Annotated in this window: 23 protein-coding genes; 7 read left to right on the plus strand and 16 right to left on the minus strand. The window is 62.3% G+C overall.

What is annotated here, in order from left to right:
- Nucleotides 1-13: 13 nt before the first annotated feature.
- Nucleotides 14-973, minus strand: a complete 960-nt coding sequence (locus tag J3A64_RS07020; RefSeq protein ID WP_014921763.1) for a LysR family transcriptional regulator — start codon at nt 971-973, stop codon at nt 14-16.
- A gap of 218 nt (nt 974-1,191) precedes the next feature.
- On the opposite strand from J3A64_RS07020, the gene J3A64_RS07025 reads away from it, so the two are divergent.
- Nucleotides 1,192-2,304, plus strand: a complete 1,113-nt coding sequence (locus J3A64_RS07025) for a PrpF domain-containing protein (protein ID WP_210063898.1) — start codon at nt 1,192-1,194, stop codon at nt 2,302-2,304.
- 12 nt (nt 2,305-2,316) lie between these two features.
- A complete protein-coding gene (locus J3A64_RS07030) occupies nt 2,317-3,765 on the plus strand; it encodes an SLC13 family permease (RefSeq protein WP_014921761.1) in 1,449 nt (482 codons plus the stop codon).
- 169 nt (nt 3,766-3,934) lie between these two features.
- Here the strand turns inward: J3A64_RS07030 and aztD are convergent, their stop codons facing one another.
- From aztD to aztB, 4 genes are read right to left on the minus strand one after another with little or no spacing between them, the layout of a single operon-like run.
- Nucleotides 3,935-5,179, minus strand: coding sequence for a zinc metallochaperone AztD (gene aztD / locus J3A64_RS07035; RefSeq protein ID WP_210063899.1), 1,245 nt, complete (start codon nt 5,177-5,179; stop codon nt 3,935-3,937).
- A gap of 50 nt (nt 5,180-5,229) precedes the next feature.
- Complete coding sequence (gene aztC, locus J3A64_RS07040) at nt 5,230-6,141, minus strand: zinc ABC transporter substrate-binding protein AztC (RefSeq protein ID WP_210063900.1); 912 nt, start codon at nt 6,139-6,141, stop codon at nt 5,230-5,232.
- The gene (locus tag J3A64_RS07045) at nt 6,138-7,406 is read right to left on the minus strand and encodes an ABC transporter (protein WP_210063901.1); all 1,269 of its coding nucleotides are present in this window, start codon (nt 7,404-7,406) and stop codon (nt 6,138-6,140) included. The genes aztC and J3A64_RS07045 overlap by 4 nt, the downstream gene beginning before the upstream one ends.
- A 2-nt stretch (nt 7,407-7,408) precedes the next feature.
- Nucleotides 7,409-8,368: a zinc ABC transporter permease AztB gene (gene aztB / locus J3A64_RS07050; protein ID WP_210063902.1), complete on the minus strand. Its 960-nt coding sequence runs from the start codon at nt 8,366-8,368 to the stop codon at nt 7,409-7,411.
- 24 nt (nt 8,369-8,392) lie between these two features.
- Between aztB and J3A64_RS07055 the strand changes: the two genes are divergently transcribed.
- Nucleotides 8,393-9,034 (plus strand): metal ABC transporter ATP-binding protein, encoded by a 642-nt coding sequence (locus tag J3A64_RS07055; RefSeq protein ID WP_210063903.1) that lies wholly within the window; start codon nt 8,393-8,395, stop codon nt 9,032-9,034.
- 4 nt (nt 9,035-9,038) lie between these two features.
- On the opposite strand, the gene J3A64_RS07060 is transcribed toward J3A64_RS07055, so the two are convergent.
- The 10 genes from J3A64_RS07060 to J3A64_RS23635 all read right to left on the minus strand — a co-directional run bounded on the left by J3A64_RS07060 (nt 9,039) and on the right by J3A64_RS23635 (nt 20,410).
- Nucleotides 9,039-9,983, minus strand: a complete 945-nt coding sequence (locus J3A64_RS07060) for a carbohydrate kinase (RefSeq protein ID WP_210063904.1) — start codon at nt 9,981-9,983, stop codon at nt 9,039-9,041.
- A gap of 27 nt (nt 9,984-10,010) precedes the next feature.
- On the minus strand, nt 10,011-11,435 hold the full coding sequence (locus J3A64_RS07065; RefSeq protein WP_043806049.1) for a glycoside hydrolase family 32 protein: 1,425 nt from the start codon (nt 11,433-11,435) through the stop codon (nt 10,011-10,013).
- 179 nt (nt 11,436-11,614) lie between these two features.
- Nucleotides 11,615-13,165 (minus strand): glycoside hydrolase family 32 protein, encoded by a 1,551-nt coding sequence (locus J3A64_RS07070; RefSeq protein ID WP_210063905.1) that lies wholly within the window; start codon nt 13,163-13,165, stop codon nt 11,615-11,617.
- Complete coding sequence (locus J3A64_RS07075) at nt 13,162-14,256, minus strand: ABC transporter ATP-binding protein (RefSeq protein WP_210063906.1); 1,095 nt, start codon at nt 14,254-14,256, stop codon at nt 13,162-13,164. Before J3A64_RS07075 ends, J3A64_RS07070 begins: the two co-directional genes overlap by 4 nt.
- Nucleotides 14,253-15,215 carry an ABC transporter ATP-binding protein gene (locus J3A64_RS07080; RefSeq protein ID WP_210063907.1) on the minus strand — a complete coding sequence of 321 codons (963 nt, stop codon included), beginning with the start codon at nt 15,213-15,215 and terminating at the stop codon, nt 14,253-14,255. Before J3A64_RS07080 ends, J3A64_RS07075 begins: the two co-directional genes overlap by 4 nt.
- Entirely contained in the window at nt 15,212-16,150 is a 939-nt protein-coding gene (locus tag J3A64_RS07085) for an ABC transporter permease (RefSeq protein WP_014921751.1), read from the minus strand. The genes J3A64_RS07080 and J3A64_RS07085 overlap by 4 nt, the downstream gene beginning before the upstream one ends.
- A 10-nt stretch (nt 16,151-16,160) precedes the next feature.
- Nucleotides 16,161-17,138, minus strand: coding sequence for an ABC transporter permease (locus tag J3A64_RS07090; RefSeq protein WP_011774643.1), 978 nt, complete (start codon nt 17,136-17,138; stop codon nt 16,161-16,163).
- Between the two features lie 125 nt (nt 17,139-17,263).
- The gene (locus tag J3A64_RS07095; protein ID WP_210063908.1) at nt 17,264-18,937 is read right to left on the minus strand and encodes an ABC transporter substrate-binding protein; all 1,674 of its coding nucleotides are present in this window, start codon (nt 18,935-18,937) and stop codon (nt 17,264-17,266) included.
- Nucleotides 18,938-19,014: 77 nt separating this feature from the next.
- On the minus strand, nt 19,015-20,082 hold the full coding sequence (locus J3A64_RS07100) for a LacI family DNA-binding transcriptional regulator (protein WP_210063909.1): 1,068 nt from the start codon (nt 20,080-20,082) through the stop codon (nt 19,015-19,017).
- 199 nt (nt 20,083-20,281) lie between these two features.
- Nucleotides 20,282-20,410, minus strand: coding sequence for a hypothetical protein (locus J3A64_RS23635; protein ID WP_286140368.1), 129 nt, complete (start codon nt 20,408-20,410; stop codon nt 20,282-20,284).
- Nucleotides 20,411-20,590: 180 nt separating this feature from the next.
- On the opposite strand from J3A64_RS23635, the gene J3A64_RS07105 reads away from it, so the two are divergent.
- From J3A64_RS07105 to J3A64_RS07120, 4 genes are all read left to right on the plus strand, one after another.
- Entirely contained in the window at nt 20,591-21,367 is a 777-nt protein-coding gene (locus J3A64_RS07105) for a type 1 glutamine amidotransferase domain-containing protein (protein ID WP_210063910.1), read from the plus strand.
- A gap of 172 nt (nt 21,368-21,539) precedes the next feature.
- Complete coding sequence (locus J3A64_RS07110; protein ID WP_210063911.1) at nt 21,540-22,556, plus strand: DUF808 domain-containing protein; 1,017 nt, start codon at nt 21,540-21,542, stop codon at nt 22,554-22,556.
- A gap of 441 nt (nt 22,557-22,997) precedes the next feature.
- On the plus strand, nt 22,998-24,197 hold the full coding sequence (locus J3A64_RS07115; RefSeq protein ID WP_014921745.1) for a pyridoxal phosphate-dependent aminotransferase: 1,200 nt from the start codon (nt 22,998-23,000) through the stop codon (nt 24,195-24,197).
- On the plus strand, nt 24,194-25,153 hold the full coding sequence (locus J3A64_RS07120) for a D-glycerate dehydrogenase (RefSeq protein ID WP_210063912.1): 960 nt from the start codon (nt 24,194-24,196) through the stop codon (nt 25,151-25,153). The genes J3A64_RS07115 and J3A64_RS07120 overlap by 4 nt, the downstream gene beginning before the upstream one ends.
- A 113-nt stretch (nt 25,154-25,266) precedes the next feature.
- Here the strand turns inward: J3A64_RS07120 and J3A64_RS07125 are convergent, their stop codons facing one another.
- On the minus strand, nt 25,267-26,301 hold the full coding sequence (locus tag J3A64_RS07125; RefSeq protein ID WP_043470188.1) for an AAA family ATPase: 1,035 nt from the start codon (nt 26,299-26,301) through the stop codon (nt 25,267-25,269).
- Nucleotides 26,302-26,310: the final 9 nt, after the last annotated feature.

The raw sequence follows: 26,310 nt of genomic DNA on the forward strand, positions 1-26,310 counted from the left end.
TCAGCGCACCGCCTTAGAGGTAGTCATTGCCCCGCTCACGCGCAATCTCCAGAAGGGTTGAGTGGAAGGCTACCTCTGCGGGTGCATACACTTTGTCCTGGCGCTGGGCCAAGAGAACCCGGCGCTTTGGGGCGTCAGCACCGAGGCTGAGGATCCTGACATCCGGATGCTGCAGAGCCACTGCTGTCTTGGGGACCATCGCCACGCCCATGCCAACACTGACCATGGCTTGAGCCTCCTGATAGTCATTGGCAAGGAAACCGATGGTCGGCTCAAAGCCGGCGTCGTGAGCGGATCGCTGAAGTACCTCCACTACAGGGTGGGCCTCCGCACGGACTATCCATGACTCCTTGCGGAGTTCTTTCATGGTCACTTCATCACGGTCCGCCAGGGGGTGTCCCTTGGCCACGAGGATCACCGTGCTCTCTTGGAACACCTCCGTGATCCGAATGGCCTCGTCGTTGAACCGGTTCCACGGATAATCCCAGAGTAAGCACAGTCCAGTGACCCCGGACTCCAGATCTGACACGAGCTCATCGAAGCGCGCGCTGCGCACGGAGAGGCCGATTGCCGGGTATCGCTTTTTGAACGCGCGGATCACCAATGGCAAAAAGGAACCGGCCAGCGTAGGGAACGTACCGACCGTCAACGATCCACGCCTCAAACCCGCGATCTGGCCCAGGTCGGACCTGGCTGCCCTCATCTGTCCGACGATTTTCCGAGCATGCCCCGCCAGCACTTGACCCGCCTCAGTGGGAACCACCCCTCGGGATCTGCGGTTGAGGAGGGGCTGGCCCACTTCCTGTTCCAGCTTCCGCAGCTGCTGCGAGACGGCTGAGGGCGAATACATCATGATGTCAGCCGCCGCCGTGATCGATCCATGCTCAACCACCTCCACCAGCAGGGCAAGCCGCCGGATATCGAACAAATCCGAGTATTCATCGTTAAGCAATGCTTCACCCTTGTTCTTCATTAGTTCATTCTATGCAATGTCCCGGTGTGTCAAGGGCCAATTCCGTGATGATCAAGGATGAGTCGTTCACAGAAGAGGCACAGGAACCTCTTCACAGCAATGAATGAAGTAAAGCTACATTCCCCCACGGATATCCAACATTGTCTTCATGTGTGATCCGCATCATTCTCGTAATAGGCCACAAAGTTGACAAAGCGCCACGGGAAGCAGGGAACACCATGAAGATCGAAGCCGAATGGATGCGTGGAGGCACCAGCAAATGCTGGGTCTTCGAAACAGGCCCCACCGATATGGCCGGCACAGACTGGGACGTGCTTCTGCCCAGGCTATTCGGCAGCCCGGACTCCCGGCAGATCGATGGGGTGGGCGGGGCTACGTCGACTACCAGCAAGGCAATGATCCTCAGCCGACCGGCAGGCGATGATGTCGATGTCGAGTTCACCTTCGCCCAGGTCGGCATCGAGGAGGCCACCGTTGACTGGGGCAGCAACTGCGGGAACTGCTCCGCCGTCGTCGGCCTCTACGCCATCGAGAAAGGCTGGGTTGTACCCAGTAGTGATTCCACGCGCATCGTCACCCGTAACACCAACACGGGCCAGATCATCATCCAGCGGGTTTCCACACCTGCCGGCGCGCTGCCGATCACCCCGGACGCGCACATGCCCGGCGTTGTGTTTCCCGGCTACAGAGTCGGTCTTGGCTTCCAAGATCCGGCCGGCAAGACCACCGGACATCTGCTCCCCACGGGTGAGGCGTCAGACACGATCATGGCCGGCGGAACCCGCTGGACCGTATCAATGGTGGACGCCGGCGCCCCGGTAGTCATCGTCCGGGCCGAGGAACTTGGACTGGACACTGCCCGCTACGAGACGTGGAAGGCCAGCGTGGAATTGCACCTGGACACCCTGGACGTCATCCGTCGTCAGGCAGCGGTCCGAATGGGAATGGCAGCAACTCCAACCGAAGCTGCACGCGCCGTTCCCAAGCTCGCAATCGTCGGCCCACCCACCGGGCCGGAGTGGGACGTTAACGTGATGATGCTGTCGATGGGCAAGCCGCATCCGGCGTTGGCCATCACCGGCAGCATCGCACTCACGCTCGCCGCCCGCACCCCGGGCACGGTTATGAACGACATCACCGGCGACGCACCCCAGGCAGTCCTGAAACTGCGGACACCGGCCGGCGTCATCGAGACCTGGAGCGAGGAGCACGACGGGTCCCTTCTGGTCGGCGTCGACCGGACCGCCCGCACCATCGCCACCAGCATCATTCATCTCCCGGAGACTCTCGGCAACGCCGTCGAAGCCTCACTAGCAACAGCCACTCGATGAGGAGAAACCACCATGGCTAAGACTATTTACCAACCAGCTCCCGAGGCAGAGAGCAACATCCGGGAAGAACGTTCCCAGCGTCCCAACAACCGCCGCCGTATCCTGCTGATAACGGTTGCCGCTTCCGTCATCCTGGGTCTGGTTGCCATCCTGTTCGGGGGTGCCATCCTTAACCCGGCGGCCACCCGGGAATCGGAGCCGACCATGACCGCCACCCAGATCATCCCTCTGGTCATCCTCGTTGTGATGTTCGTCGTCGCCACCAAGTGGCCGTTGAACATCGGCGTGATGGGACTCGTCGCCTCCTTCGGCGTCGGCTACTTCATGCTCGGTATGACCGACAAGGAAATCCTGGCCGACTTCCCCGCAAACATCGTCATCACCATCATCGGCGTCACGTACTTCTTCAGCATGGCCCAACGCAACGGCACCGTCGACATCATCGTCCAAACCTGCGTCCGGCTCGTCCGAGGCAAAACCCTGCTTCTGCCCTGGGTATTCTTCCTCCTCGCCGCGTCCCTGACTGCACTGGGCACCTTCTCCCCCGCCGCCGTCGCACTGCTGGCACCCGCCGCCATCGGTCTCGCCTACGAGTCACGCATCCATCCCGTCCTCATGGGCGCCTTCATCATCAACGGAGCCCACGCCGGCGGATTCTCCCCACTCTCCGTGGCAGGTGTGCTGGTTCATGACATCGCTGTGAAGAACGGCTTCCCCATCTCCCAAGGCGCGCTCTTCGGAGCCAGCTTCGCCCTGAACCTCATCCTGTCCGTCCTGACCGTGGTGCTGTTCGCCCTCCTTGGAAAACTCCGCGACGGTGCCACGGGCCAACACGCCGACCTCGACACCACACGCACCACGCGGCCGCACGGCCAGCAGATCCTCACCCTGGCACTGATCGTCGCCATGCTCGTCTGCGCCCTGGGCTTCCACATGCCCATCGGCTTCGTTGCCCTCTCCGCCGGGCTCCTCCTGGCCCTGGTCAACATCAAGGAACACCGGACCTTCATCGGCGGCGTCTCCTGGTCCACGGTCCTGCTCGTCGCCGGCATGATCACCTACGTCTCCCTGCTCCAGCACGTCGGCGTCATCGATACCCTTGCCGAGCAAGCCCTCGCCCTCGGCGCTCCGCTGCTCATCGCCCTGGTACTCTGCTACGTGATCGGCGTCGGTTCAGCCTTCGCTTCGTCCACTGCGCTGCTCACCGCCTTCATCCCCCTGGCCGGGCCCCTGCTGGCGACCAGCTCACTCAGCGCCTCAGGTACGGTGGCCGCTCTCGCCATCGCCGCAACCGTCGTGGACGTATCGCCCTTCTCCACCGACGGTGCCCTGGTAGTAGCGAACGCCCGCGAAGACGACAGGCAGCGCGTCTACAAGCAACTGATGATGTACGCAGGCGGAGTAGTCCTCGTCGCACCCGCCCTTGCCTGGGCGCTGCTGGTACCCACCGGCATCATGTAACCCCGAAACCAACAAACTGCCGACGCACGCCGTCGGCCGGCACGGACCGCACCTGCACTCCATTCGCAACAGGAAGCCCGACCGACGGGCGCAGGAACGGACCCAGCCAACCAAGGGCAGGACCACCATCAGTGGTCCTGCCCTTGGTTGATAAATCAGTAGTAGTAGGTCAGTGCGTTCCGAGGGTGATGGCGATTTCGTTGGGCACGACGTCCAGCTTGGACGATGCTGTGATCTTCCCCGTGGTCAGATCCACCGAATGTACGGTGTTTGCTGCCGGTTCGGTGACGTACGCGATGTTCCCGTTGACCACGATGGCGGGGTGGGCGTCCTGCCAATCAGCCGGGCCTTCCCAGGCTTTGATCACGGGGAACTCGTTGACGATCTTCCCGTCCTTTGGATCCAGCACGTGGATTGAGCCGTTCGTGGAGAGGATGTAGGCCAAGTCTCCGGGTCCCCGGGCGACATCCCGGAAGGTGTACTGGACGGCTTCCGGGAGCTTGATCACATTGAACGTGTGCTGATCCGTGTCGATCAGCGCCACAGAGTTGAGGAGGTAGCCTTCAGCGTCAGGGTCAGTTTTGTAGTCGCCCACCACAATCGGACTGGTCTCGGAGACGAAGGCGTTGCCCATCCGGCCGTACTTATCCGGTGCCGTGAACTTCTCGAACTTTCCGTGGTGGTACAGCAGGGCGCCGTCCTCGCAGCCAAAGATCACTGCCTCATCAGCTGCAGTTCCTTCGCCATGGATCCCGGGGCATTCTTTGCTCTCGGCCACTTTGTCCCAGTGGTCGCCGTGGGATTCGAGCGCAATGGCACCACTGCGTGATGATTTGTCACCAAGGGTGGTAAGGAGCTTCCCGTCCTCCAACACAATGGACACTCCATGGTGTGCGGAGTCGGCCTTGTACGTCTGCGCCTCAGGCAAAGCACCCTCTGCCTTGGCGAGGGCGTCGGTCTTCAGGATGGTGGTGGTTCCCGTACCGTCGTCGAACAGGACCGTCTTGCCGGCGTGCCGGACTACGTGCCCGGCAGCCGTTGCGTCCACCACCAGCTCAGTGAGCTTAGGTTCCACCGTGTCCAGAAGCTGGAAGCCTGCCTTAGTGGTGACAATAACGTGGCGGCCGTCGCCGGCAGCGTTCAGCCTGGTGAACTCTTCGGAGTCGAATTTCTTGACCACCTCCAGTGTTTTGCTGTCCAGGACGCTGATGCCTCCCGGGTAGGAGATAGCAACGCGTCCGTGAGCCTCTGCGGAGTCCGTGGAGGACGCGCTGGGCGACCCGGCTGTACCTTCTAGAGTGGTGCTGCCTGATGTGGTGCTGGCGCAGGCGGAGGCCAGGAGCGTCATCCCGGCAATCAGTGCGATGCCTCCCAGGCGGGTGCTTCGTTGGCGGAGCATGTAGTGGTTCCTCATTCTGTTGTGTTGTTTTGAGTGCGGGTTGTTACGAGTGCTGTGTGAAGTAATCAGGCCTTGAGCCCGGAGGCAATGCGATCTGTATTGGCGCGCATCATGTCCAGGTAGCTGGCTGCGCCGCCGTCGGGTCCTGTCAGCGATTCGGTGAAGAGCTCCGCGACCTGAACGTTGACGCCGGCCTCACTGGCGAGGACTTGCACCAGCCGGTCGGGCTGGGATGAATCCGCGAAAATGGTAGGGACACCGGCGCTGCGGATGGCCTCGCTGAGTTGGCGCAGGTCAGCGGCGCTCGGTGCCGCCAAGGTTGTCCCCCCGGGGACCACCGCGCCAACAACCTGGAAATCGAATCGTTTGGCAAGGTAGCCAAAAACATGGTGGTTGGTGACCAAGGCCCTTCGCTCCTTGGGGATGGCAGCGAAGGCGCTCGTCATTTCCGTGTTCAGCTGATTGAGCTGGTTCCGATAAGCCGCTGCGTTGGCAGCAAGCTGGGTGGGATCGATCCCCTTAATATCGCGCGCCGCATTTTCAACGGCGTCAACGACGTCGATCATGGCTGCCGGATCCGTCCAGAAGTGGGGGTCGGGCGCGCCTTGGGCGTCGCCGGAACTGTAAGGCACGACGTCCACCACCTCACCTGCCGCCACCATTGGCGCACCGGCTTTCGCGGCCCTGTCCAGATGTTGTTGCAATCCTTCCTCCAGGCCGAGGCCGTTGGAGACCACCAGGTCTGCGCTGCCCACGAGGGCCGCCTGCTGGGCCGATATTTCGAAGGAGTGCGGATCAGCGTTGGGCTGCATCAGAGTTGTTACCTCGGCCTGGTCACCCAGTACTTCCTTGGTAACGTCACCCAAAATGTTGGTGGTAACCACTACCTGCGGCTTCTCCGGCGTCCCGGGTTGCGAGCAACCCGGGAGGGCCAGTGCGGCCGCCGCGGCGAGGGCAAGTACGACCGCGCGCCTCATCGGCCGGTCTCCGCAAAATGAACAGGCTTTGTAGGCAGGTCCAGCGTCCGCGCAATCCTCGCGTCGTCGGCATAGTCAATTTCGTAGATCAGGCTCTCGGCGGGGGCATTCACGTAGGCCCGCTGGGCATCGACTGCGAGCTGAATTTTTCCGGCCAGAGCTGGATCCGCAAGGGAAGCGGCCATCAGCGGCTCCGTGGTGGCAATGCGTTCCTTTGTTGACGTGTCATATACCTGCACCGTGCCGTCGGCGCCGATGATCACCGCGTGGTGCTCGGCGTCGTCCGCTGTTGCGGCAGCTACGACGGGGGTGGACGTCGGCAGCCAGTCCCACGTTTGCTGGCGGGTGTCCAGGAGCCATACTCCGGAATCGGTGCCCAGGCCGGCAACCGTAGGCCTGCCCTTTCGTGCATTGAATTCGGTGGCCGGGGCAGCAGCACCCTGCGGGTAGCGAACGTGTTCGAAGACTGGTGTTGTGTTGTCCATGGTTGCGATCACGGCACCGTCGGAGCAGCCAATCACCAATCCCACCCTGGTGGTGATGGTTCCTTCCGCCGCAGGGCAATCAGTGCTGGCCACTTCCTTGCCGTTGGCGTCGAGGGCGCGCAGCCGGGCAGCGTTCCCTGCGCTGTCCGGGTCGGTGACCACTGCCCCTTCGCCCAAGGGGGCGATCAAGCCTGCGTGTGGCTCGGTCTTGATGCGAAGGGTCTCGGAAATAGTCCCGTCGGAGAGCGCCGTGTTATCCACTAGGACTGCTTCCCCGGAGGTTGGGAAGAACAGCCCGGTTGTGCCCGCCGTAGAGAGCATCCCCGTGGCGATGGCGGCAGTACCTTCACCGTCTACCTTGCCGAGCTTCCCGGCTTCACCCCGGTAGTAGTGGAAGTGGTCCACGTGATCCCACGTCCACACACCACTGTCCAGAATGTCCACGCCGGTGCTGCTGGCAGCAAAGATGTACCGCCCGTCGGTGCTGACCGAAGCCGGAGACCCAACGCTTCCCAGCCGGGACGGCGTTCCATTGAGGAGATCCAGCATGGAGGCCTCGCCTTCGGAGTCGATAGCCACAAGGTGAAGCTGCGGTTCAGCAACCTCAGCCACGCCGTTGATCGTCCCGTGCCCATCACCACTCGAGGAAAGTTCGCCCGCGCCAGGTTGTGGCGACTGCGTGGTGGACGGGCTGCCACACCCCGAAAGAAAGAGAAGGGCCAGGGCGGCGAGGGCTGCGGGTTTCGTTCGGAGATTCACCGGGTTTGCGCGGAGGTTCATAGCTACTTTCCAATGAGGGATACAGAGACAGGGGCAGGTTGCGGTTCGGGCATTTTGGCTGCCCGCCTGCTGCGCCAGGCGTTTAGGCGCCGCCCCGCACCTGATGCACCCACGCTGGACGCCACCACGCTGGACGCTACCAAGCTGGATAAGGCGGCCAGGGTAATAGCGGCCATGGCGATGGAGGCGCCCGCCGCTGTGCCGGCGTACCAGGAACACAGCAGGCCCAGTACCACCGCCACTATGCCGAAGGCGGCTGCTACCGCCATTCGGGCCGGAATGCTGCGTGTCCAAGGGCCGGCAGCAACAGCCGGCGCGAGCAAGAGTCCCACCACCAGCAACGAACCGACGGCTTGATAGGAAGAGACAACAGCGAGGGTCACCAGTCCCACCATTGCCAGCTGGGCGAGCTGTGGTCGGAGGCCCAAGGTCTGGGCGATGCGTGTATCGAAGGCTGTGGCCACGAAGCTGCGGTGGAGGATGACCGCAATGAAGACTGTGGCAAAGGCCGCCAGGAGCAGCCCAAGCAGGTCGCCGGCGTCCATGGCGAGGATGTCACCGAACAGCATGGCGGTTGCGTCCGTGGCAAAAGAGCGTGAGTGGGACACGATGATGACTCCGAGCGACAGCATGGAGACGAAGAGCAGACCGATGCTGGTGTCGTACGACAGCCGGCCGCGACGTTGAAGCAAGCTGATCGTCGCGCTCATGACGACGGCGCTCACCGCCCCGCCCGCTATGGCCGGTGCGCCGACGACTGTCGCCAGTGCTACGCCCGGCAGCATCCCGTGGCCGATGGCCTCGCCAAGGAAGGCCATGCCCCGTATAACCACCCAGGTCCCAACGACACCACAGATGATCGCAACGAGGCCTCCTCCGATGAGGGCCCGAAGGAAGAAGTCTGCGGTAAAGGGTTCAATTAGCCAGCGCACCCAGTCACTGTAAAGCATATTGAGATTCATTATCAAAAGCGCTTAGAATTGGATGTGATCACTTCCGGCCCCGCCCTCAGCGCACGCAACCTTCACTTCAGCTTCGGCGACGTTACCGCCCTGCACGGCGTTGACCTGGACCTCGAACGGGGCAAAGTCACGGCTATCGCCGGCCCCAACGGAGCAGGAAAATCGACCCTCATCGAGATCCTTGCGGGGGTTCGGACACCTGCCCACGGCACAGTGGACCGCGACGACGACGTGGCCCTGGTAGTCCAGCGGGTCACCACCCCGGACTCTCTCCCCCTCACCGTCCATGACGTAGTGACGATGGGCACGTGGGGAGATAGGTCCGGCCGGGGTTCCACACCAAGAGCAGCGGAGCGAAAAGCCCGGGTAGCGGAGGCTTTGGCCCGCGTTCAGCTCACAAAATATGCGTCATCACCGTTCAATGCCCTGTCCGGAGGCCAACGGCAGCGCGTGCTGCTTGCCCAGGGCATGGCGCGCCGTGCCCGCATTTTCCTGCTGGATGAACCCGCGGCTGGCTTGGATCTGGAGAGCCGGCAGCGAACACGCGCCATGCTCGCAGCAGAAGCAGTACGCGGTGCAGCAGTGGCCTGCGTCAGCCACGACGAAGAATCGATCGACGCCGCGGACTGCGTAGTCAGGCTGGTCGGCGGCCGACGGGTGAGCTAATTAATCATCCGACCCGCTGACTTTCGAGAACGGCGTTCAATTCCTCAAGGGTGGGAGGGTTCGCTCCCGGGCGCTGAACAGTGATTGCCGCAGCCGCGGCCGCGGCATGCCCGAGCTGGTCCAGAACGGCTGGGGCGAACCCTTCCGTTCCGCGGTTGAGCAATCCCAGAATCAGCGCTGACATGAACGAGTCTCCGGCACCGATGGTGTCTGCAACGCGGGTTTTCGCGGCAGGGATGCTGACGCTGAAGCCCGGGGTGGCGAAGTGGGCGCCTTCCGCGCCCTTGGTAATGACCGCCAGACTGGTACCCAGCCCCAGAATGTGAGCGGCCGCTTCGTCCATGCTCCGACCTGGATACAGCCACTGAGCATCCTCATCGCTGAGTTTGACGACGTCGGTGAAAGTCACCAGCTCCTCAAAGATCGCCTTCGCTTCCACGTGGCTTCCGAGAAGTGCGGGCCGAATATTCGGGTCGTACGTGATCACGCAATGCCTGTGCGCTTGTTCCAGCAGGGATTTCACCACGCTGGCGCCCGGATGAAGGAAAGTGGCAATAGAACCCGTATGCAGTATCTTCGGGAAGAATGCAGGGGTTTGATAGGCCAGATCCCAGGAGATGTCGAAGTCGTAGTGGGCTGATCCATCGGGCGCAACGGTTGCTGTTGCCGATGCCGTGCGGGTGAGGGATCTGGATCCCGGCAGAAGTATCACACCTGCACTTCGGAGGTGCTCTTCGATGCGCCTCCCCCGGTCGTCCGGGGCTATGGCCGTGAGGAGGCCCGTGCCTACGCCGAGACGCGCGAGTCCGTAAGCGACGTTCGCCGGTGAACCTCCAGGGTGCTCCACCTTCCGGTTGCCGGCGGTAACAACGTCCATAAGCGCCTCACCCACCACCATGACATCCAGTGCCGGATGAGTTTGGGGTGAGGCTGTTCTGAGGTAATCCATGAGCTGTCTCTCGTGTTGGGGTGCGGGCTATGGCGTGATCTTGAGTTCACGGATGGTCAGGTCCCGGAAGGTAGCGGCTCCTTCATGGGCGTAGAGGCGGATACCGGTGTCGCCTTCCAGGGGGAAAACCCGGTGCGAGTGCACCACGCGCCCATCTCCTACGAACATCTCGACGCTTGTGCGATCCACGAGGATGCGTATAGCGAGGCGCCCGGCGGCGGGGTCAACAGGGGTTTGGGTTTCGCCGGCAGTGGGGTTGATCGTGGGGCGGCGGTTGACATAGGTGAACGGGCCACGCAGGAAGACGCCCGCAGCTACATGCCTGCCGCCACCCGGGGCGCGGCATAACTCAAAACCGACATTGGCGGGCGGAGCGGCCGGATTCCACACCAGCTCGCAGGACAGATCGTAGGCCAGCGACCGGACGGTCAGATCCTTGGTCCCAGAAACCGCCACATCACCCAGGCGATGCCCGCGCTTCACGTGATTATCCAAAGCAGAGGTGGGGGCCGAAGCGAGGTAGTAAGCACCGTTTCCGCTCATGAGCCGGACATCGCGGACGATCATGTCATCGCCGTTGTAAGCCTCTGTTGCGAGGGTGGGAGTGTTGTGGGGGTAGTCCCAAAAGTTCGCCCAGCCGATGGCCCGGCGCAGTGTGGGGTCCTCGGCACCCGATGCATCGTGATGCGGGTAGGTCACAGCACCGTAGAAGTCGAAGCCATAGTCGAGCCATTCCGGCTCGGGACGGTGAGGCGTGAAGGAACTGCCGTCAAAAACGCCTGTCCAATAGGCGTACGTCGCGGGCAGTCCGCGGCCCTTGCCGTTCGCGCTGGTACCAAGGATCCAGTGTGAGGTGCCGTCGTCGGCGGTCATTCGAAAAATATCGGGGCACTCGAGCAGCCCTAAGTCGTTGCGAAGAAATTCGCCAACGCGCGTCCAGGACCGCAGGTCGGGAGAACTGTAGAAACCGAGCTTCTGCCCCTCGGCATTGGCCATGAACCACCGCCCACGGTCCACGTCCCAGATCACCTTGGGGTCGCGGAAATCGTGCACACCCGGGTTGGGTAGCACAGGAGCCGCGCCTCCCGGCTTGAAAGAGCGTCCCCGGTCCGTTGAGTACCAAAGGTACTGGGCTTGGCGACCTTCCGGCGCTTGGGTAACTAGGGCTATGACTGCACCCGCTCCGTACCCTGCGGTATTTTGCTCATCCACCACCAGACATCCGGACCAGCAGTCGCCGTTAGTGTTGGTGAACTTCGGTATCGCCACTCCGCGATCCCGGAAGGCGACATGATCCGTGGTGGTGGCGCGACGCCAGGACGTGCCGCCACCGCCACCGATGTAGTCAGCGTTGTACAAGTAGTAGTAGTGGTACTCCCCATCCAGGTAGATGGGTCGCTGGGGATCGTTCTTCCAGTTGTCGGGCACGCTGAAGTGATAAACCGGGCGCATCCTGGATGTTCCTTTCGATGGTGAGCCTGGTGTCGTGGCAGCCGCAGCGGGGCTGGACTGGGCTAGCGACCCGCCCATAGCAATCGATCCGCCCAGCGCAATCGATCCACCCAGCGCAACCGCGCCGGCTCCAGTAAGTAGTCCACGGCGGGAGACCGATGGTGATTGTTCCATGGGATTCACTTTCGTTCCGGCAAGAGGCTACGGGTCTCTTCAAAGACCCCGGCCATGGTCCATGCATCGAATGAGAGGAGCCGCACGGAGCCTTCAGTGGCGGCCAGGGTCATGCGCTCACCGCCCAGGGTCGGATAGACGCGGGCTGTGAGCGGCTTACCGTTGGCGAAAATTTCGACGGCGGACCGGTCCACCAGGACGCGCAGTCGAACGCGACCGTCGGTCATCGGTAGGGTGCCGGACTTGTCCTCCACATCGACGCCAGGGTCAAGGCTGCTGCGGGTGCGGTCCAGGCGGAGTGTGCCAGCGAGGGTTACGTCGGCGGTCCGGCTCAGCACGATCGCTGTCTCCTCAGCCCCATCCTGGGAGCTAAGCACTCCGAGTCGGAGCTCGGCACCGGGAGCGAGCTGCACGTCCAGTTCCAGGTCAAGCTGCTTGCCTGACACGCCGGTATCCATGGGCGTTCCGGCGCCTACGAGTACCTGGGCTGGAACGCTAACGTGATTTCTGCGCAGCTTTTCTATTTCGGGAACAGGTGCGAACTCCAGGGTTCCGTCTTTCGCCAATGTTGTGACACGCGGCAGGCTCATGACGCCGGACCAGCCGGCTTCCACCATCGCCGCATCACTTCGGCCTTCTTGCATCCAGCCGAACATCACACGCCGCCCGGACTCGTCCAGGAATGACTGCGGTGCGTAGAAAAAGCGGCCTCCATAGTCCAACCGGTGGAGCCCCTCGGGTTCGAATGCATCTTCGGAGTAGCGGCCGGTCCAGTACAACGGGTGGCGGGTTTCGCCGTCGTCCCATGCGGAGAAGACCAGCACGTCCGGCGAGTCGTCACCGGGTGCAGACCCCAGCGATCCATGTCCTGCCCGAAACAGGTCAACGCATTCCCACATGGTTCCGGTCCAGTCGGTGTCCGCGGGATCCCCCTGCGAAGCATCACCGATGAACAATGGTCCAATGTAGTTCCAGGAGCGAAGATCAGCAGACTCGTACAAGAAAGCCGTGCCACCGCGGTGGCGGATCCCTGACCCCACCAACTGCCGCCACACGGTTCCTTCGCGCCATACACAATGGTCGCGGTAAGCGGTGGTCTCGACTCCAACCGGAGGTGCGGCAATCACCGGATTTCCGGGGTCCTTGGTCCAACTCAGCAAGTCATCGGAACCTACTGCGACACAGGGCAGTTCCCTGCCCTCAAACCGGCCCGAATACACCAAGGTGGGCGTACCGCCGTCGTTCACCAACACCCCCGACCAGCAGCCGTCGGCGTCAGGTCCCGCGGACGGTTCCAAGGCAACGGGCTGGTCTGTCCAGGTGACGAGATCGGTGCTGGTGGCGTGGCCCCACTGGATGCGGTGGTGGAAAGCACCCTCCGGGTTGTACTGGTAGAACAGGTGGTAGGTTCCGTTCCAATGACTCACGCCGTTGGGATCGTTGAGCCAACCGGCCGGTGATACGAAGTGGAATCGCGGGCGGAGGGGGTCGGCTTCGGCGCGGGCCACCAACTCATCCTGCGGAACGGTGGCAAGCGGGTGGGTCAGTTCAGTCATGCGGAAGCCTCTTCTTGAGCGGTCGACGCCGGGTGACGGGGTTGGAGTGGTTCACTCGCCAGGGCATGGCCACCGGCAGCAGCCCACGGCCGATACAGGTGGCATCGCACCCAGTGACGGTTTGCAGGGTCCCCCACCTGATGGCGGACGGATTCTTCGGCCGAACAGGCCTGGTTCTGATCGCCGTCGAATGCGCAGTGCGTCGACGCCATGACCGCCGTCCGCAATTCGGCCCTGCGGACGGGATCGTAGGAGCCTGCCCTGGCCGGATCCGGGACGGCCGAGACCAGGAGTTGCGTGTAGGGGTGAGCGGGGTTGGCCAACAAGTCCAGGGATTCGCCTTCCTCCACCACCTCACCGGCGAACATGACCGCCGTCCGGTCCGCCAGGTATCGGGCGGACGCGAGGTCGTGCGTGATGTACAGCATGGAGATGCCTTGCTCGTCGCGGAGCTTGCGCATGAGGTTCAGTACGCCGATCCGGACGGAAACGTCCAGCATGGAGGTAGGCTCGTCGGCCAGGATGACCTGCGGTTCAACGGCCAGGGCCCGGGCGATCGCAACGCGTTGGCGTTGACCGCCGGAGAGCTCGTGCGGATAAGAGTTCAACATGTCGGCGTCCAGGCCAACGGTGGTCATGAGTTCTTCGAGCCTCCGCTGGGACTGCTCCTCGGAACCGCCGCCCTTGCCGTGGATGGCCAAGGAACGCCGCAGGAAATGCTCGATCCTGTGGGCCGGGTTCAAGGAGCCGAAGGGGTCCTGGAACACCATCTGCAGCTGGGATCGAAACGCCCGTGACGCTTGGAAGCGGTCGCGTTTGAGGACGTGGACGCCGTCAATGAGGATCGCACCGGAGCTCGGCTTCTCGAGCCTGGCGACGCAGCGGGCCAAGGTGCTTTTGCCGGAACCGGACTCTCCCACGAGGGCTACGATTTCGCCCCGGCCAATGGTCAGGTCGACGCCGTGCAGTGCACGGACCGAATCGCGGGAGAACAGCCCGCCGACAGGGAACGACTTACCCAGGCCGCGAATCTCCAGGGCAGGTGTACCGGTTTTGGACACAGCCGAGGGGGTCATCAGGGAGTGGCTCATCGTACAGCTCCTTCCAGGTTTGCTGAATCAATCACCGAAGCGTCGGCACCAAACGGAGCCACAAAATGGCCCGGCACCACCTCGGTGAGGTCCGGGATGTTCCGGAACTTCACGCCGTCGGGCAGGCCTGTCAGCGGAACGCGGGGACCGGTGAGCGGTGGAAACGCGCCCATGAGCGCCTGAGTGTAGGGGTGGCGGGGGTTGGCGTACACATCCTGGGCCTTGGCGGTCTCCACGATGCGGCCGCCGTACATCACGGCCATGCGGTGTGAAAGCTCCACCATGAGGGACATGTCGTGCGTGATGAAGAGGACGGCGAAGCCGAGTTCGCGCTGGAGGTCCTTGATTTGCGCCATGATTTCCTGCTGCACCACCACGTCCAGTGCGGTGGTGGGTTCGTCCAGGATCAAGAGTGACGGCTTGAGCGCCACGGCCATGGCAATGACGGCACGTTGACGCATGCCTCCCGAGAGCTCGTGCGGATGGGACTTGAGCCGGGCAGGATCGATCCTCACAAGTTCCAGCAGCTCACCAGCACGCCGGAGTGATTCCTTGCGGGAGTAGCCGGCGTGCGTGGTGAAGATGTCCACGATCTGTTCGCCAATGGTCAGCACCGGATTGAGGGAGTTCATGGCCGATTGGAACACCATGGCCACGTCCTGCCAGCGGAAGCGGCGCAGTTCTTCCGGGCTCATGGCGAGGACGTCCTTGCCGCCGAAGGAAATGCTGCCACCGGCGATCTTGGCGGGATCCTTCAGGAGCCTCATGATCGAGTTGGCGATGGTGGACTTGCCACAGCCGGACTCCCCCGCGAGGCCGAACACCTCACCGGTGCCGATGCCGAAGGAAACACGATCGACGGCGGTGGTTGAGCGGGTGTCGCCGATGTACTTGACGGTGAGGTCCTTGACGTCCAGGACGGGTTGGCGGGAGCCGAAGGAAACTTGGGAGATGGTCATTTGGCGGCGCTCGTTTCGGCTTTCGTGGGTGTTGTTTTGGGCGTCTTGATCTTTCGCAGCCGCGGATTGGTGACCTCGTCCACGGCGTAGTTGATCAGGGCAAGGGCGAACGCGACCAGCGCAATGCAGACGCCTGAGGGTACGAACACCCACCAACTGCCGGTGAGCAGTGCTCCTTCGTTGCCGGCCCAGAAGAGGTTGTTGCCCCAGGAGACCGTGCTGACATCGCCCAGGCCAAGGAATTCCAGGCCCGCTTGGGCGCCGATGCCATAGATCACGCAGGCCAGCAGGGTGCCCATGACGATCGAGGCCATGTTGGGCAGGATCTCGCGGAACATGATGCGGCCTGCCCGTTCGCCGGACACTACGGCCGCGGCCACAAAGTCTTTGGAGCGGATGGATAGTGCTTGTGAGCGCAGGACGCGGGCTGACCCGGCCCACCCGGTGACCACAAGAACCAGGATCACTGTGCCCAGGCCCGGTGGAAGGAAGGCGGCCAGGATGACCAGCAATGGCAGGCCAGGCAGAAGCAGGAAAACATTGGTGACCAAGGACAGTGCTTCGTCAATGAATTTTCCAAAGTACGCGGAGGCAAGGCCCACGAGGATGCCGATGAAGGTGGACGCCAAGCCCACGGTCAGCCCCACGAACAGTGAGCTGCGGGAACCGTGGACGGTCAGCGCGAGCACATCCTGTCCTTTGGCGGTGGTACCCAACCAGTGCTCGGTTGAAGGCTCCAGGGAGGCCATCGCCGTGATCCTCGAAGGATCGCCCGGAAACAGCACCGGTGCCAGCAAGGCCAGTGCAATGAAGACGACCATTACGGCCATACCTGTCAGCGCTTTCTTGTTGCTGATTAAGCCGTGGATAAAGCTGCGGTTGGGCTTGCGGACAGCCGGTGTTGGAGTTGGCTGCTTCAGAAGTGCGGTTGTCATGATCGATCCTCTAGTTGCTGCGCACGCGCGGGTCGAGGCGGACGTACAGGATGTCCACCAGGAAGTTGGCCAGCAGCACAGCAGCGGTGATGGTCAGGAACAGGCCCTGCATGAGCGGATAGTCAAGGCCTTGGACGGCGTTGAGGAGTTGGTAACCGACGCCGGGGTAGGCGAACACCACCTCCGTGAGCAGCGCACCGCCCACCACGAATCCGAGGCCCATGCCGAAGCTCGTTACCGACGGGAGCATGGCATTGCGTGCCGCGTAGCGGAGCATGATGCGGCCGGGGCGGAGTCCCTTTGCTTCGGCCATGGTGATGTAGTCCTCGGAATTCGTGGCGATCATGGTGTTTCGCATGCCCAGCATCCAACCTCCGATGGAAACCAGCACGATCGTCAGCGCCGGCAGCACGAGGTGGGCACCGACGTCGCCGATGAACTCCCACGTGAACGCCGGCTCCAAACCGTCGGTGAACGCATGCCGGATCGGGAACCAACCCAGCACCACACCGAACAGATACAGCGCACCCATGGCAAGCCAGAAGTAGGGGAATGAACCAATGAACACCAGCAGCGGCGGGAGCGCGGAGTCGATCGCGCCGCCACGGCGCCAAGCGGCGAGGATGCCCAGCAGGTTACCCACGACGGCGGCCACCACCAGTGCGGTTCCGCCCAGCAGGAGTGTCCAGCCGATTTGGGCCGAGATGACTTCGGTGACGGGGGTGGGGAAACGGGAGATGGAAACACCCATTTGCCCGGTGAAGATATTGTGCATGTAGTCGATGTATTGCTCCCAAATGGGCCGATCGTCAACACCCAGCAGCTTGCGCAGGGCCTCGATTTGTTCGGGCTGCATTCGGTCCTGGGAGCGGGCAAACATCCGGGACACGGGGTCACCGGGCATGAATCGCGGGAGCAGGAAATTCAGGGTGATGGATGCCCAGAAGGCGATCAGGTAGAAACCCAGGCGGCGCAGGATGAAGCGCACGGTTTCCCTCCATTCGGGAATTGCGGAAAGTTTGGGGGCACGCCCGGCGGGAGTATCCTTCGACGACGCGAGGGCGCCGCCGGGCGTGCAGTGTAAGGGCTGGCCGCCGGTTGCGGCCGGCTACGCTACTTGCGCGGTTCCAACGTGGTCAGAACAAGCACCGTGGTAGGTGACCGGACCGACAGCGTGGCGTAAGGGTTGGCCTCGGTGGGCCAACCGGTAAAGCGGGTGTCATTGAAGGCACCCCATTCAGGGCCGGAGAACAGCGGCACCAGCGGTGCGACGTCGTTGTATTCTTCCTGCAGCTTGTTGGCGATGTCCTTTTGCTTGGACTCGTCGGCCTCCGCAGCGAAGTCGGCCAGCAGGGCATCCGCCTTCGTGTCGCCGAAGCGGTGGTAGTTATCAAACGTCTTGGTGCCCACGGGCTTCACCGTGGCGGTGCCCATGGAGGTGTTGAAGTACTTGTACGGGCTGGGGTCGTTGGCGCTCCAGACGATGCCGGAGTCGAAGTCACCTGTCTCGTAGCCTGCAACAACAGCAGCCCAGTCCGGGGATTCCACCTTGGCGGTTACGCCCACCTCGGCCAGGTTCTGCGCGATCACGTTGGCAACGGACAGCCAATCAGAGGAAGTGGCGCCCACGGAGATCTTGAACTCGAAGGGCTTGCCATCCTTGAGTGTGCGCTTCCCGTCGGCGCCCTTGGGGTATCCCGCCTTGTCCAAAAGCTCGTTGGCGGTCTGCACGTCACGGTTGGTCCATGTGCAGTTGTCCTTGACCGCGGCGTTCTTCCAGGTCTCGTAGTTGCCGGAGAGCCCGGTGCAGTCCGCAGGCTTGGCGTAACCGCTCATGCCGATCTTGGTGACTTGCTCGCGGTCCACGGCCATGCTCAGTGCTTTACGGACATCAACCTCATTGAACGGCGCCTTGGTGGTGTTGAGCTGCCAGTTGATCATGGCACCCGTAGCCGGGAACCAGTATTGACGGTGTTCCTTATCCTTGGAAACGAAGGTCTTTTCGATGTTCGGGATGTACTGCGGAGCCCAGTCAACGTCGCCATTCGCGGCGGCGAGGTTGGCGCCGTCGTTTCCTGCAAAAGCGAGCATCTTGATGCCGGCGATTTTCTGCTTGTCCGGCTGCCAGTAGTTGGGGTTCTTGGTCAGTACGAAGGACTGGGCCTGGAAGCTGTCCACCTCGGTGTAGGGTCCAGTACCCACCGGTTTGGCGTTTGCGTCCTTTTCCGGGTCCGGCAAAGCGGACCAGATGTGCTTGGGCAGGATGGTGATGTGGCCGACGTCGTAAAGGGCCGGTGACCACGGCTTGTTGAAGTTGAACGTGACCTTATTGCCCTCGGCGGTGACGGTGTCCAGGTACTCGAAGCCGCCCTTGATCTTCTTTTGAAGTTCGAACGTGTAGGCAACATCGTCAGCCACGAACGGCTGCCCGTCGGACCATTTCACACCATCCCGAAGAGTGAAGGTGACCGACTTGCCATCCTCGGCTGCCTTCCATTCGGTGGCGAGCCATGGCACCGTGTCTCCCTTGGCCGGGTTGAAGATCAGGAGGGATTCGTAGATGGACTGCTGAACCATCGGGTTTACCGTGGGGGCGAACGGGTTGAAGTTCTGCACGAACGTGCCCATGTCCTCACGCGGGATGGTGAGGAACGCGCTGGCGTTCGCTCCGGCGTCGGACGTGCTTGTCTTGGTGACATTGGCCGTGCAGCCGGTGAGCAGCATCGCGCCCACTGCAAGGCTTGCCGCCGTCATCCGGGCAGCCCGGAAGTATCGGGGTTGTGTCATGATGGTTATCTCTTTCCTATCTTCATCAGCAAGGTGAAGGGGTGGGTAAGGGTTGCTCTTCGACGTTGATTTCGCGGTCAGACCGAAGAGCGTTCTAGCAGCGGACAGTCGACCAATTGCTGGTCGGCAAGGATCGGCTGTCCTGCTGTAAGAGCGGCGAGCGTTTGGACACCCAGGGCGCCCATTTTTTCGAATGGCAACGCAACCGTGGTTAATTTTGGCCGCAAATAGGCCGCAATGAGTTCCTGGTTGTCGAAGCCGATCACGGCGATGTCTCCGGGGATGGTCAGGCCCCGTTCCTTAATGGCGTCATAAGCACCCATCGCCATGCGGTCATTGAGGCAGAAAAGTGCCGTTGGCCCGTCCTGTCGTGGATAGCGGTCCAGGATCCGGCATGCGGCTTCATAGCCGCCGTCGGCCGTTGCATAACCGGACACCACCAGTTCGGGGTCCAGCTCCAGTCCGGCGACGGCAAGTGCTTCGCGTGCACCTTCCAACCGCCCTACTGCCGCAGGAATAACCGGGTCGAGGTTGATGACTCCAATCCGGGTGTGGCCGGCTTGGAGCAGCCGCTCGACAGCGATCCTGCCTCCCCCACGCTCGTCAGGGACGATCGAGGGAAGCTTACCGTTTGCATCGAAGCAGTTGATCAACACGGTGGGTACTTCATTGGCGCTCGCCGGGACGTGGACGCCCCGGTGAAAAGTAGCTGCGTAGAGAAGTCCTTCCACTCGTTGTTCCAGCAGCTTTTCAGTTGCAGCATCTTCCAGGCCCTGGTTGGGTCCTACAGCATCGGCCTGGTCGGAGGGCGCGATGAGCAGGAACCGGTGGTCAAGCCAGGCTTGGTCCTGGGCACCTTTGATGATGTCGACGGCGAACGGTGCAGTGACGATCTCTGTCACGATCCCGTACCAATCGCTTCGCTGGGATGCCAGCGCACGTGCACCGGCATTGGGGCGGTAACCCAATTCCTGCACGGCCTCATTGATCCGAGTGCGGGTTTCCTCGGAAATGCTGGCATTTTCGCGATTGCTCAGCACAAACGAGACTGCAGTCCGGGAAACGCCGGCATGTTTGGCGACGTCCTTCATGGTGACTCCCCGCTGCCGTACGGGTACGGTCTCGCCGGGGGTGGTTTTCGCCATTGAATGCTCCGGGTGCTCTTGATTGATCAGAGTGTGGTGCCAGACCCTCTTTGTCCGGCAGCTCGGCAGGGAACGCTGTTGGTAACGCGCGTTACCTGCTGGGCATGTGACCTAGGTTACCCGCGTTACTTAGCATGTGTCAACAAGCTGGGAACGGCACGTGAAGAAGACCCGGAAGAGACGGAACGGGCCCTGCCGGCTACGTTTCGCGGGGTTCGTCGGCAGAGGCTTCCTTTGATTCTCGGTCCGGGGCGTCGTGAACCTTTTTCGGGATCTTGCCTTCAACGTCAGCAGGTACAGGCGGGTCCTTCTCTTCATCAGTAGACATGAGCCAAGCATAGGTGCGCATGCTGACGAACTTGGCAAAGCTGAGCCATTCAGCAATTCCGGTCAGTGGGTTCAATCAGCTCGCGTGGTTCGCGGAAGCGAGGGGCTTCGGTCCTCCAGCCTGCCTGAGGGCCTGAAACGGGTGGGGCGTAGTGTGGACGTTGGACGAAAGGAGCATTTCATGAAGAAAATCCTCATGGTACTGACCAGCGTGTCCGAGCTCGGCGATACGGGCGAGAAGACCGGCTACAACGTGGCCGAAGCTGCACATCCCTGGAAAGTTTTCAAAGATTCAGGTCATTTCGTCGATTTTGCCTCCATCAAGGGCGGCCAGCCTCCCAGCGACGAAGTAGATACCGACGATCCCATCCAGGTCGCCTTCACGACGGATGAGACCACGCGCGCCGGGCTCTACAACACCGCTCGGGTCGACGTCATAGATCCCGGGCAATACGATGCCGTCTACCTCGTTGGAGGGCACGGCACCATGTGGGACTTCCCTGACAGCGAAGGATTACAGCGCCTGGTAGCCAGCGTCTACGACGCCGGCGGCTTGGTGGGCGCAGTCTGCCACGGTCCGGCTGGACTGCTGAACGTGGAATTGGAGAACGGGTTCCGTCTGGTGCAGGGTCGGGACGTCGCCGCATTCACCAACGAGGAGGAAGTGGCCGCCCGCAAGGACAAGGTCATCCCGTTCTTCCTTGCAGACCGCTTGGAGGAGCAGGGAGCGCGTCACGTCACTGCAGGCGTCTTTGAAGAGAAAGTGGCGGTGGACGACCGACTGGTCACCGGCCAAAATCCTGCCTCGGCTGCAGGCGTAGCGAAGGAAATGGAAAAGCTCTTCGCCCAAGTCATTCACCAGGAAAAGGCCGAGGAACAGCACGAGGCGGAGGCGCTGCGCGCTGAGAAGGACGCCGAAAAGACCGCCAAGAAGCACGCCGCAGAAGCCGAGCACTAGGCTTCCGGCACCGGTAAGGAACGGCCCCCACTCGTAGGGGCCGTTCCTTTTCCGCGCGTCACGTACATCTACGGTTTTGTCGGTCATCGTATACTCCGAACATGCCAATTACGCGCCTCGATCCACGAGTTCACCTACAGCCGCCCGCCCTTGAGCAGGACGGGGTGGCTCTGTGAGCGGCGGTCTCGTTGCGCTGCTGGACGACGTCGCAGCCCTGGCCCGCATAGCGGCTGCCTCCGTGGACGACATTGCCGCGGGAGCTGCCAAGGCCGGGGCCAAAGCCGCCGGTGTGGTCATCGACGACGCCGCTGTCACTCCGCAGTACGTGTCCGGGGCGGACCCGTCACGGGAACTGCCTATGATCAAGCGGATCTTCTGGGGCTCTCTGCGAAACAAGCTACTGATCATCCTCCCGGCGCTGCTGCTTGTCAGCGCCTTCATCCCGGGAGTAATTCCATTCATCCTCATGCTGGGCGGCACCTACCTCTGCTATGAGGGCGCCGAAAAGGTCTGGCACAAGCTCCGCGGCCATTCCGCCACCGAGAAGGCGCCGGCGGTCCAACGCGGTCCTGAAGCGGAAGCCAAGGTCACCAAGGGTGCCATCACCACTGACTTCATCCTGTCCTGCGAGATCATGGTCATCGCCATGAACGAGGTAGCGGATGAGTCCCTATGGGTCCGGGCACTCATTCTGGTGGTCGTAGCGTTCATCATCACGGTTGTCGTGTATGGCGCCGTCGGACTCATCGTCAAGATGGACGATATCGGCTTGCACCTGACCACCAAGGCCTCCTCGGGCTCCCAGCGCTTTGGCCGGCTGCTCGTGAAGGGGATGCCAGCCGTACTGGCGGCGATCACGCTTATCGGGACCATCGCCATGCTGTGGGTTGGCGGTCACATCATGTTGCAGGGAGCGTACGATCTCGGCTGGCACGCCCCTTATGACCTGGTTCATGTACTCGAGACGCCCTTCGCCGGGATCCCGGTGGCGGGCGGCTTCCTTGCGTGGCTGGTGAACACGTTGTGCTCAGCGATTCTCGGAGCCGTCTGGGGTCTGGTCATCATGGTCATCCTGCACCCGCTGCTCAAGGTGCTGCCGTTTGGGAAGAAGCATGAGGGCCACGAAGAGGGCGATGTCCGCGCCGCAATCGCGGGCCACCGGCCAGCAAAATCCAAGCCAACCCGCTAAGCCACATCTCAAGAAACGAATATGGAACTTCTGGACACACACACTGTTGTGATCTCTGCCGTCTTTTTGGTGCACATGACAGGGGTGATGATCGTAGCCGCCTCAGCGGCGGGCCTGGTCATCTCACTCTTTACGGTCGTCCTCGCAGTGCACACCATCCGGTCAACATGGGCACTGGCGCAGTACTGGCGTAGCCGAGGGCTATTCAGTACAAGCGTCATCAGGGTTGTTCGTTCATGGAAGTCAAGCGCCCTGTTGGCTGGACGTCCACTGGCGACTGCGGCACTACGGGGAATCAGCCGACTTTCGTCGTCCAAGCCTCGGTAGAAGCAGGGCCCGACGTTTCGGCGAGCTATGTTGGCCAGCTCACATGAGCCTTTGATATATTAGTTACGTATTAGATGTCTACTGATGTATCAGACTCAACGAGGAGTAAATAGCATGCAGCATCTCGCGCAACGACTCGAACGGCTCGGCACCGAAACCGCCTTTAGCGTCGCCCAAGCTGCGGCCTCATGGAAGGCCAAGGGGAATCTGGTTTACCCCTTCCATCTCGGCGATATCAACATCCCCACCGCCCCGCATATCGTCGAGGCAATGAGCAAGGCCATCGCTGACGGCCACACAGGCTACTGCCCCGGGCCCGGCATCCCACAGCTGCGCGAAGCCCTCGCCGAGGATATAGGCTCACGTCGGGGCATCAGCCTGTCCCCCGACAACGTCGTGGTCATGACCGGAGGCAAGCCCGTCATCACCAAGTTCCTGCAGGCAGTCATGAACCCCGGACAGGAAGTGCTCTACCCGAACCCTGGATTCCCGATCTACGAGTCACAAATCGAATACCTCGGAGGCACCGCGGTGCCCTACCGCTACCTCCCCACCAGCCAAGGCTTCTCCATTGACCTCGACCAGGTGCGCGCGTCCATAACACCGAACACGGCCGCAATCATCTACAACGACCTGCAGAATCCCATCTCAGCCGAGTCGACTGCCGCCGAACGTGAAGCCATCGCCCAAATCGCGCAGGAGCACGACCTCTGGGTGCTCTCCGACGAGGCCTATTTCGAGACCCGCTACGAGGGTGTCTCCAGCTCGATCGCGTCCCTTCCAGGCATGGCAGAGCGCACCGTCATCCTCTACACCTTCAGCAAGAAGTTCGCCATGACCGGCTCACGCCTCGGCTGCGCCGTTGCGCCACTCGAGATCGCCAAAGTACTCAGCACCCTCAACACCAACGACGAATCCTGCACCACCCACTACGTACAGTGGGCCGGAATCGAAGCACTCCGCGGCACCCAGGAACCGGTCCAACAGATGCTCGACATTCTGCGTGAACGCCGGGATGCTGCATGCGAGCTCGTGAACGCCATCCCCGGTATGCACGTCGCTGTGCCACAATCCACGTTTTATCTGTTCCCCGATGTCACCGCCGCCATGGAAAAGATGGGCTACACGGCAGTCGGAGACTTCGCCAGCGACGCACTCTACAAAACCGGCGTCTCCTTCTGCACTCGTGAGCACTTCGGGCGCCGCCAACCTGGCGAGGAGCGGCAGTACATCCGGCTCGCCTACTCAGGCATCGACGTCGCGGACATCCGCGACGGCCTTGGCCGCCTGCGCGACTGGATCGCGACGGCATGAGCCGGGTTGTCGTCACGGGACGCATTCCCGATGCTGCCATTGAAAAGCTCCGCGCCGAACACGACGTCGATGCCTGGGATGGTCCCGAGACCATTTCCCGCGAAGAACTCCTGCGCCGCGTAGCCGGTGCCGATGCGATCGTGTCCCTGCTCACCGAGCGCGTCGATGCCGAGCTGCTCGACGCCGCCGGACCGCAGCTCAAAGTCGTGGCGAACGTCGCCGTCGGCTATGACAACATCGACGTGCCCGCCTGCACTGAACGGGGCGTCGTGGCCACCAACACGCCCGGCGTGCTCACCGAGGCCACAGCCGACATCGCGTTCGGCCTCGTCCTCATGGCAACCCGACGACTCGGCGAGGGTGAACGGCTCATCCGCTCCGGCCAGGCTTGGAAGTGGGGCATGTTCTTCCTGCTCGGGTCCAGCCTGCAGGGCAAGACACTCGGCGTCGTGGGCATGGGCGGCATCGGGCAAGCAACCGCGCGCAGGGCCAAAGCCTTCGGCATGGACATCGTCTACCAATCCCGCAGCGAGATCGACCCTCAGATCGCCGCCGAACTGGACGCACGACGTGTCGATCTCGACGAGCTGCTGACCTTGTCCGACGTCGTGTCGTTGCACTGCCCCTATGGTCCCGCCACTCATCACCTGATCGGGGCCGGGCAACTCGCGGCCATGAAGAATTCGGCGTTCCTCGTCAACACCGCCCGCGGACCGATCGTTGACGAAGACGCACTGGCATCCGCGCTTCGAGAGGGTGCAATCGCCGGAGCCGGGCTCGACGTCTACGAGCAGGAACCCCGTGTCCATCCCGGGCTACTGGAGCTGGACAATGTTGCGCTTCTTCCCCACCTCGGCTCGGCCACGGTGGAGACACGCACCGCCATGGCCATGCTCGCAGCCGACAACACACTTGCAGTGTTGAGCGGAGAACAACCACCCGCCCCGATCGTTTAGCGCGTTCGGAGAAACCTCTACCCGAACCGGCGTCACCGTGGCAGCGAACTGCCCCCGCGGTGACGCCGGCTAGTACCACGCCCTTGAAAATTTGGGTGTCGCCACGGATCCCGTCAGGCCAACCAGCGCCACCAGCGTGACGGCTCCGGTTCCGGCGTCGGTTCCGGCTCCGGTTCCTCACCCAAGGCCAGAGCGGCCCCGACGATGTCGTCCGCGGTGAGCTTCATGAGGGCCTCGCGATCAAGTGCGTCGAGACTTTGTTCACCGTCGAGCGAGAGCCGCAGCGCCTGGCGGTTGAGCGCCTGTTCGAACAGCGTACGGGCGAACCGTGCGTTGCCGGAGTCCTCGCCTGCATGGAGCCCGGCGAGGATGCGGCGCAGCATCTGGTCCGCATCAGGCTCCAGCGTGTACTCATGTTGGGCCAGCATCTGATGGAAAATCGTCTGGAGTGCGTCGACGGAGTAGTCGGGGAACGTGATCTCCCGGGCGAACCGGGAGCGCAGCCCGGGGTTGGATAGCAAGAAGGACTCCATCAGCCGCGGGTATCCTGCCACGATCACCACCAGACGGTGGCGGTGGTCCTCCATCCGCTTGAGCAGGACCTCGATCGCCTCGGGGCCGAAATCCATGCGGCCGTCTTCCGGGGCCAACGCGTAGGCCTCATCGATGAACAGGACACCATCCAGCGCCCGCCGGATCACCCGGTCCGTCTTGATGGCGGTCGCACCGACGTACTGCCCCACCAGGCCGGAACGGTCCACCTCCACAAGGTGTCCTTTCTGCAGCAAACCCACCGCGCGGTACATCTCGGCCAGGAGCCGTGCCACGGTCGTCTTGCCAGTGCCCGGGTTTCCGAGGAACACCAGATGCTGTGATGTGGCCACCTCCGGAAGGCCGTGCGTCTTACGGCGGGCCTGGACCTGAAGAAGTGCGACGAGGGCGCGCACTTGTTCCTTCACGGTCTCCAGTCCCACCAGGGCATCGAGTTCGGCCTGCACCTCGGACAGCGGCCGGGCAGGGCCGGGCCTGGCACCGATGAGATCGCCCACCAGGTCGTCGACGCGCTCCGAACCGGGCAGCTTGAGCTGATTGGCCAGATGACCGATGGTTTCGCGCAGGTCATCGAGCGGATTGCGGCTGGCAGCCATACATCCACT

The sequence above is a fragment of the Pseudarthrobacter sp. PvP004 genome, from assembly GCF_017876035.1.
Classification (GTDB): domain Bacteria; phylum Actinomycetota; class Actinomycetes; order Actinomycetales; family Micrococcaceae; genus Arthrobacter; species Arthrobacter aurescens_A.